This is a genomic window from Streptomyces sp. NPDC059142 (assembly GCF_042755665.1).
GTDB lineage: Bacteria > Actinomycetota > Actinomycetes > Streptomycetales > Streptomycetaceae > Streptomyces.
This window is the reverse complement of sequence record NZ_JBHZDA010000162.1, coordinates 1-8,532: the sequence shown is the minus strand read 5'-3', so window position 1 is coordinate 8,532 and position 8,532 is coordinate 1. Positions and strand designations below refer to the sequence as shown.

The following is an 8,532-nucleotide window of genomic DNA, read 5'->3' as shown; positions in this document are numbered from 1 at the left end:
GGGGTGGCGCGCCGCCAGGATCACCCACGACCCCGACCCGATCGGCGTGATGGACGCGCCGACCGAGGGCGAGGCGGCCCTCGACCACCACGGACTCGCCCCCTGCCCGGTCCTGCGGCGCGCCTTCCCCGGCACGCCCACCCCCGTCACCCGCGCCCGGCTGTACGTGAGCGCGCGCGGGCTGTACGAGATCCGCCTCAACGGCACGCGGGTCGGCGACGCGGAACTCGCCCCCGGCTGGACCGACTACCACCACCGGATCCAGTACCAGACGTACGACGTGACGGAGCTGGTCCGGAGCGGCGAGAACGTGCTCGCCGCGACCGTCGCCGACGGCTGGTGGAGCGGATTCGTCGGCTTCGAACCCCGCAGGGCCGGCGCCCACTACGGGACCACCCCCCAGCTCCTGGCCGAACTGCACCTGGTCGACGCCACCGGACGTACCACCAGAATCATCACCGACCACACCTGGCGCACCCGCACAGGAACGATTCGCCACGCCGACCTGCTCATGGGCGAATGCCACGACCTGCGCCACTCGGCCGACGGCTGGGACCTGCCCGGCTACGATGACCGGGACTGGTCGCCCGCGCGGGTCACCGACACCGACCACGCGCTGCTCGTCGCCGCCCCCGACGAACCCGTACGCGCCACCGCCGAACTGCCTCCCCGCACGGTCACCCGGCTCCCCGACGGCGTCCACGTCGTCGACTTCGGCCAGAACCTCGCCGGGCGCGTACGGCTGCGGGTCGACGGACTCGCCCACGGCGCGCGGGTGACGGTGCGCCACGCCGAGGTGCTGGACGCGACCGGCCGGCTCTACACCGCCAACCTGCGCACCGCCGCCGCCACCGACCTGCTGATCGGCGACGGCCGCGCCCGCACCGTCTTCGAGCCGCGTTTCACCTACCACGGCTTCCGCTACGCCGAGATCAGCGGCCTCGACGAGCTGGCCGCGCCGGACGTCGTCGCCGTGGCCCTGCACAGCGACACGCCGTGGGCCGGCTCGTTCGACTGCTCCGACCCCGACATCCGCCGGCTCCACACCTGTGTCACCTGGGGCCAGCGCTCCAACTTCGTCAGCGTGCCCACGGACTGCCCGCAGCGCGACGAACGCCTCGGCTGGCTCGCCGACGCCCAGGTCTTCCTGCCGACGGCCGCGCTCAACGCCGATGTCGCCGCGTTCTTCACCAAGTGGCTGCGCGACGTGGACGACGCCCGTACCCCCGACGGCGGCTTCACCAACGTCGCCCCGCGCCTCGTCGGTGTCGCCGACGAGGGCGCCCCCGGCTGGGCCGACGCGGGTGTCATCATCCCCTGGCACCTCTACCGCACCTACGACGACCCGCGCTTCCTCGCCCGCGCGCTGCCCGGCATGTGCGCCTGGGTGGAGCTGATCCGCCGTCACAACCCCGATCTGATCTGGCGCCACCGCGTCGGACCGCACTTCTCCGACTGGCTCGCCCCCGGCACCCCCACCCCGCGCGAGGTGGTCGCCACCGCCTACTTCGCGCACAGCGCCCACCTCACCGCACGCGCCGCCGACGTGCTCGGCCACCACGACCTCGCCCGCGACCACCACCGGCTGGCCGCCGCCGTGAGGGCCGCCTTCGGCGACGCCTTCGTCACCCGCGCGCCCGGCCCCGACAGCGGTGAGGACAGGGGGCCGAACGGGGTGAAGGACCCGGGCACGGACGGGGACACCGACACCCTGCGGATCGCGGGCGACACCCAGACCGGCTACCTCCTCGCGCTCGCCTTCGGCCTGCTGCCCGAGGAGCACACCGGCGCGGCCGCCCGGCGCCTCGCCCATCTGGTCGAGGCCGCGGGCCCCGGGCTCGTCACCGGCTTCCTCGGGGTCGCGCTCGCCGCGCCCGTCCTGGACGCGTACGGCCGCGCCGACCTCGCCCACGCCCTGCTGCGCCGTACCGAGGTGCCCTCCTGGCTCTTCCCGCTGCACCACGGCGCCACCACGATCTGGGAGCGCTGGGACGGCTGGACCCCCGACGCCGGTTTCCGCGCCCCGGCGATGAACTCCTTCAACCACTACGCGCTCGGCTCGATCGGCGAATGGCTCTACCGGGGCGTCGCCGGACTCGACCAGAGCGCCGACTCCACCGGCTACCGGCGGCTGACCGTACGCCCCGCCCCCGGCGACCTCACCCACGCGAGCGCCCGGTACGAATCGGTCCGCGGCACCGTCGCCGTCCGCTGGGAGCGGCAGGGCGACACCTTCGCGCTGCGCGTCCGGGTGCCCCCGGGCGCCACCGCCGAGGTCCACGTCCCCACCACCGACCCCGCGTCCGTCCGCGAGTCCGGCGAGGTGCCCGTGGACGGCCCGCACCTCACCCGCGCCGGGACCGCCCCCGGCCGCGCCGTCTACCGCGTGGCCTCCGGCGTCTACCGCTTCACCGCCGCCTACGTACCGGCGGGGCCACCGGCGCGCGGCCCGCACGCCTACGCCGCGCGCGTCAGCACACCAGGTCCGGCGGCGCCCTCGTACGCCGGTCCCCACGAGGAGGAGACGACATGACCACGGGTTCCCGCATCCCGCCCCTCCCCGGCACGGTCGGCCGCCGAGGGTTCCTGCGGATGGGCGGCGGCGCGGCGGCGCTCGCCGCGCTCCCCCCGGCCCTCACCGCGTGCGGGGGTTCGAGCGGTTCCGGCGACGGCAAGATACGGGTCGTCGGCGTCGCCGACCAGCAGAAACCCGTCGAGGAACTGGTCGCCGCCTACCGGAAGAGCCACCCCGGCACCGCCTTCGCCACCTCCTTCGCCCCCACCGACCAGGTCCAGACCGTCGTCCGAACCCAGCTCGCCGGCGGCAACGCGCCCGATGTGCACGTCCTGTTCCCGGGCAGCGGCAGCGCCATGTCCATGGTCGAACTCGCCAGGGCGGGGCTGCTCGCCGACCTCTCGGCGCAGAAGTGGACCCAGGGCATACCCAAGAACTTCGACGCCGCCTACCGCCACGAGGGCAAGACCTACCTCTACTCGGCGGGCAGCAGCGTCATCGGCGCCATCTACAACAAGAAGACCTTCACCGCGGCGGGCGTCCGGCCGCCCACCACCTGGAGCGAACTCCTCGACGTCTGCACCACGCTGAAGGCCAAGGGCATCGTGCCGATCGCCCTCGGTGCCCAGACCGCCTGGGTCACCCAGCTCATCACCTACGCGCTCGTCCCCAACGCGGTCTACGCCCGCACCCCCGGCTTCGACGCCGACATGGCCGCCGGACGCACCACCTTCGCCGACTCCGGCTGGGCCGACGCGATGGGCAAGTACAAGGAGCTTCAGACCAAGGGCTTCTTCAACGACAACCCCAACGGCACCACCTTCGAGCAGCAGACCTCGCTCGTCGCGAGCGGCAAGGCGGCCATGGCCGTCCAGGTCTCCGCCGTGCTCTCGACCTTCCGCGACGCCACCAGGACCCCCGACGACCTCGGCATGTTCCCCTTCCCCGGCGGTGACGACCCGGCCCGCCTCTGGATACCCGCCGGCATCGTCGTCGGGCTCGGCGTCGCCGCCCACGCCAAGAACCCGGACAAGGCCAAGGCGTTCGTGGAGTTCCTCGGCCGCCAGGAGAACATCAACGCCTGGGCGAAGGCCGTCTCCGCGATCCCCTTCCAGCGCGACGCGTCGACCGAGATCGACCCCGTGCTCCAGGAGTTCCTGCCGATCATCGACGACGACCGCGCCGTCCCCTTCATGGACCAGTCCTGGCCCAACGCCGAGGTGCAGCCCGCCCACTTCGCCGCCGTACAGGAACTGCTCGCGGGCAGGACCGACGTCAAGGGCGCGCTGGCGCAGCTGGACACGGCCTACGGCAAGACCTCGTGAACGATGTGTCCGGGCGGACCACGCCCGGCCCCCGGCCGCCGTCCCCCGCGACCGCCGGGACCCACGAGACCCCGGACCCCGCCGGCCCGGCGCGTACCGCCCGACGGCGCCGCGACGGCACCGTCCCGCCCTGGGGCTTCGTCGTCCCCGCGCTCCTGGTGTACGCCGTCGTCGTGCTCTACCCGAGCCTCGCCGGCGTCGTCTACGCCTTCACCGACTGGTCCGGAATCGGCGGCTTCTCCTTCGTCGGCCTCGACAACTTCCGTACCCTGCTGGACGACCGGCGCGCCCTGGAATCCGTCAGCAACACCCTGCTGCTCACCGTCGCCGTGGTCGTCGTCCAGAACGCCGTCGGACTGCTGCTCGCGCTCGGCGTGCACGCCAACATCCGCTCACGCTCCCTGCTCCGCGTGATCTTCTTCGCGCCCGCCGTGGTCAGCCCCGTCATGGTCGCCTTCCTGTGGAAGTACGTCTACAACCCCGACGACGGCGCCGGACTCAACGGGATCCTCGGCGCCCTCGGCCTCGGCGGACTGCGCCAGGACTGGCTCGGCAACCCCTCCCTCGCGCTCTGGTCCGTCGCCGCGATGGTCGTGTGGCAGTACGCGGGCTACTCGATGGTCATCTTCCTCGCGGGGCTCCAGGGCGTACCGGCCGAACTCCACGAGGCCGCGCGGATCGACGGCGCCGGAACCTGGCAGCGCTTCCGCTACGTCACCTGGCCGCTGCTCGCCCCGGCGCTCACCGTCAACCTGATGCTGTCGACCATCGGCGGCCTCAAACTCTTCGACCAGGTGTACGCGGCCACCAACGGCGGCCCCGGCACCTCCAGCGAGACCCTGTCGACGGTGCTCTACAAAGAGGCGTTCGTCTACGGCAAGTTCGGCTACAGCACCGCCGTCGCCCTGGTCCTCGCGCTGTTCGTCGCCGCCGTCTCCCTGGTCCAGCTCCGCTATCTGCGCGCCCGGGAGGTCGCCGCGTGAGCACCACCGCCACCGCCCCGCAGGACGTCCGCCCCGCGGCCCGGCCGCCGAGAGGGCTCTCCCGCTACCGCGGTTACGCCCTGGAACTCGTGATGACCGCCGTCGCGGTGGTCTTCCTCTTCCCCGTGTACGCGCTGGTCACCCTGGCGATGAAGGACCCGCGGCAGATAGCCGTGTCGCCCCTGTCGCCGCCCGCGCCGCCCACCTTCGCCAACTTCGGGGCCGCCTGGTCCTCCGCCTCGCTCGGACCCGCCCTGGTCAGCAGCGCCATGTGGTGCATGCGGACGGCGAGCAGCCAGCGGCCGGTGCCGGGGTCGGCGGCGATCCGGGCGTCCATCAGGGGGGCGCGGCGCAGGTCCATGGGCTCTTCGCCGCGGGCCAGCAGCCGTTCGGCGGCGTCCCGTTCGCCGGCCGCGCCGTCGGCGTGGCCGTCCGCTCGGCCGTCCGCTCGGCCGTCCGCGAGGTCGATCTCGGTGACGGGCAGGTCGACGTGCCGGTGCACGACCTGCACCGGGTGCGGCAGGCCCGTCCAGGCCAGTGCAGTGCGCAGGACGTCGTGGCGGCCGATGACCTGGGACAGCGCCGCGAGGAAGGCGTCGAGCCGGGACCGGGTGTCGAAGCCCAGCACGTAGCGCACGACGTAGGGGTCGCCGCCGTCGCGGCCGGATTCGGCGTGCAGCCGGTGGTGGAAGAAGACGCCTTCCTGCAACGGGCCCAGCGGGTAGATGTCGGCCACGTCGGCCGCGCCGCCGGGCAGCGCGTCGGTGACGATGTGCAGTTCGGCCTCGGTGAGACCGGCGAGCGGCACCATCTCGGGGGTGATGTGCGTGGTGCCGGGCGGGACGGTGGCCCTGGGGACCGCGACGGGCTCGGGTCCGGCGGCGGCGGCGAGCGCGGCGGGGGTCGGGGCGGTGAACAGGGTGCGCATGTCGACGCGGACGCCCCGGGCGTGCAGTCGCTCCAGGAGTCGCACGGCGAGCATGGAGTGGCCGCCGAGCACGAAGAAGTTGTCGTCGGCCCCGACGTCGGGCACGTCGAGGACCTCGGCGAATACCGCGCAGAGGATCTCCTCGCGCACGGTGGCGGGGCCCCGTCCCTCACCCCGGGTGGTCTCCGGGTCGGGCGCGGGCAGCGCGGCGCGGTCGAGCTTGCCGTTGGCGGTGAGCGGCAGCCGCTCCAGCGGGACGCAGACCGCGGGCACCATGTGGGCGGGCAGCAGTGCGGCGGCGTGCTCGCGCACCCGGCGGGCGAGCGTGGCTCCGGACTCTCCCGCGGCGTCGGCGGGGTCGCGGGGTACGAGGTAGCCGACGAGACGGTGGTCGCCGGGGGTGTCCTCGCGTACCGTGACGGCCGCCTGGACGACCTGCCCGTGGCCGAGGAGGGCTGTCTCGACCTCGCCGGGCTCGATGCGGAAGCCGCGCAGCTTCACCTGGTCGTCGGCGCGGCCGAGGTAGGTGAGGGTGCCGTCGGCGTCGCGGCGGGCCGTGTCGCCCGTGCGGTACATGCGGGTGCCCGGCTCGAAGGGGCAGGCCACGAACCGTGCGGCGGTCAGCGCGGGGCGGCCCAGGTAGCCGCGGGCCACGCCGGGACCGGTGACGTACATCTCCCCCGTCACGCCGGGCGGTACCGGCCGCAGGGCGTCGTCCAGGACGTGCACGCGGGTGTGGTCCAGCGGGCGGCCGACAGGAGAGGCGCCGTGCGGTCCGTGCTCCCCGTCGGCGTCGAGGTCGAGGTGGGTGACGTGCACGGTCGTCTCGGTGATGCCGTACATGTTGACCAGGCGCGGGCCGTCGGCGCCGTGGCGGGCGTGCCAGTCCCCGAGCCGTGCGGGATCCAGGGCCTCGCCGCCGAACACGACGAGCCGCAGCCGGGCGTCGAGCGCGGCGGGGTCCTGTCCGGCGTCGGCGTGGGCGAGCTGCTGGAAGGCGGACGGGGTCTGGCTGAGGACGGTGACCCCCTCGGATACCAGGAGGCTCCGGAAGTCCGTCGGGGAGCGGGAGGTGTCGTGGTCGACGACGACCAGCCGGCCGCCGGTGAGGAGCGCGCCCCACAGCTCCCACACCGAGAAGTCGAAGGCGTAGGAGTGGAACCAGGTCCACACGTCGTCGGTGCCGAAGCCGTACCGGTCGGCGGCGGACCGCAGCAGCGTGGTGACCTGCGTGTGGGGGACGACGACGCCCTTGGGGGTGCCGGTGGAGCCCGAGGTGTGGATGACGTAGGCCGGGTGGCCGGGCAGCAGGGGGGCGGTGCGTTCGTCCTGGGTGAGCGGGCCCGCGGGGTGCGCGGCGACGGCGGAGCGGACGGCCGGGTCGTCGACGGCGATCGGGGCCGGGGCGGACGCGGGCACGCTCCGGGCGGTGGCGCCGGTGGTGAGCACGGCCACCGGGGCGGCGTCGGCGCACAGGTGGGCGATGCGTTCGGCGGGCTGGTCCGGGTCGACCGGGACGTACGCGGCGCCGGTCTTCAGGACCGCGAGGAGCGCGGTGACGAGGTCGGGCGAGCGGTCCATGAGGAGCAGGACGCGTTCTTCGGGGCCGACGCCGAGGCCGATCAGGTGCCGGGCCAGCCGGTTGGCGCGGGCGTCCAGCGCGGCGTAGTCGAGACGGTCGTCGTGGAAGGCGAGTGCGGGCGCGTGCGGGGAGGCGGCGACGCGGTCGGCGAACAGGTCGGTGAGGGTGGGCGCCAGGTCGGGGTGGCCGGTGTCGTTCCCTTCGGTGAGGATGCGGTGGCGCTCGGCCGCGGGCAGTACGTCGAGGTCGGCCAGCGGGGTGTCCGGGGCCTGTTCGAGGGCGCTGACGACGTGGTCGGTGGTGGCGAGCAGCAGTCGGGTGACGAGGTCGGGGTCGATGGCGGCGGTGGCCTGGACGGCGAACGCGAGGGCGTGGCCGTCGTCGTCGACGGAGACGAGCAGCGGGTAGTTGGTGCGTTCCCGGAAGATGAGGAGTTCGGTGCCGGCGGGCAGAACGGTTCCGGGGTCGCCGGAGAAGTTGTGCCGGTAGTTCAGGACGCCGGTGAACAGCGGTGCGGGGGCGCGGACGCCGCTGGCGCGCTGGGCGTCGGCGAGCAGGGCGTGTTCGTGCACCATCAGTTCGGCGAGCTGGCGGTGCATGGCGCGGACCGCTTCGGCCACGTCGGTGTCGGCGGTGCGGGCCCGTACCGGGAGCGTGTTGATGAACATGCCGGGCACCTGGCCGGCGCCGTCGCCGGCCCGCATCCGCCCGAGGAGGAGGGTGCCGAAGACGACGTCGTCGCGTCCGGACACGGCGGCCAGGACGCGGGACCACACCACGTGCAGTACGGTCGCGGCGCTCACCCCGGCGCGGCGGGCCCGCTCGCGCAGCCTGGCCGTCACCCGCGGGTCGAGGGGGGTGCGGCGGTCGGTGACGTCCTCCCCGTCGCCGCGGGTCTCCAGCACCCCGAAGGGGGCGGTGGGTTCGGTGACGTCGCCCAGGAGCCGGGTGAAGTACGCGCTGTCCTCCTCGGCGGACGCGCCCAGCAGCGCCTGCCCGACGAAGGCGCGGTAGGGCTGGGGCGCGGGCAGGGCGGTGCCCCGGCCGTCGAGGAGGGCGGTGACCTCACGCAGTACGAGGTCGAGGGTGGTGTGGTCCTGGGTGATGTGGTGCATGCGGACGGCGAGCAGCCAGCGGCCGGTGCCGGGGTCGGCGGCGATCCGGGCGTCCATCAGGGGGGCGCGGCGCAGGTCCATGGG

At 74.1% G+C, this 8,532-nt stretch carries 4 protein-coding genes; 3 read left to right on the top strand and 1 reads right to left on the bottom strand.

Translation table 11 applies throughout. The features are described 5' to 3' along the window. From ACFXPK_RS31700 to ACFXPK_RS31690, 3 genes are all read left to right on the top strand, one after another. Window positions 1-2,533: family 78 glycoside hydrolase catalytic domain (locus ACFXPK_RS31700; protein ID WP_385080604.1), on the top strand; the 2,533-nt coding region annotated here is incomplete at its 5' end. Then, entirely contained in the window at window positions 2,530-3,840 is a 1,311-nt protein-coding gene (locus ACFXPK_RS31695) for an extracellular solute-binding protein (protein ID WP_384996824.1), read from the top strand. The genes ACFXPK_RS31700 and ACFXPK_RS31695, both read left to right, overlap by 4 nt. Beyond that, window positions 3,837-4,823 carry a carbohydrate ABC transporter permease gene (locus ACFXPK_RS31690; RefSeq protein WP_385080602.1) on the top strand — a complete coding sequence of 329 codons (987 nt, stop codon included), beginning with the start codon at window positions 3,837-3,839 and terminating at the stop codon, window positions 4,821-4,823. The genes ACFXPK_RS31695 and ACFXPK_RS31690 overlap by 4 nt, the downstream gene beginning before the upstream one ends. A 73-nt stretch (window positions 4,824-4,896) precedes the next feature. Here the strand turns inward: ACFXPK_RS31690 and ACFXPK_RS31685 are convergent. Continuing rightward, window positions 4,897-8,532: amino acid adenylation domain-containing protein (locus ACFXPK_RS31685; RefSeq protein ID WP_385080600.1), on the bottom strand; the 3,636-nt coding region annotated here is incomplete at its 5' end.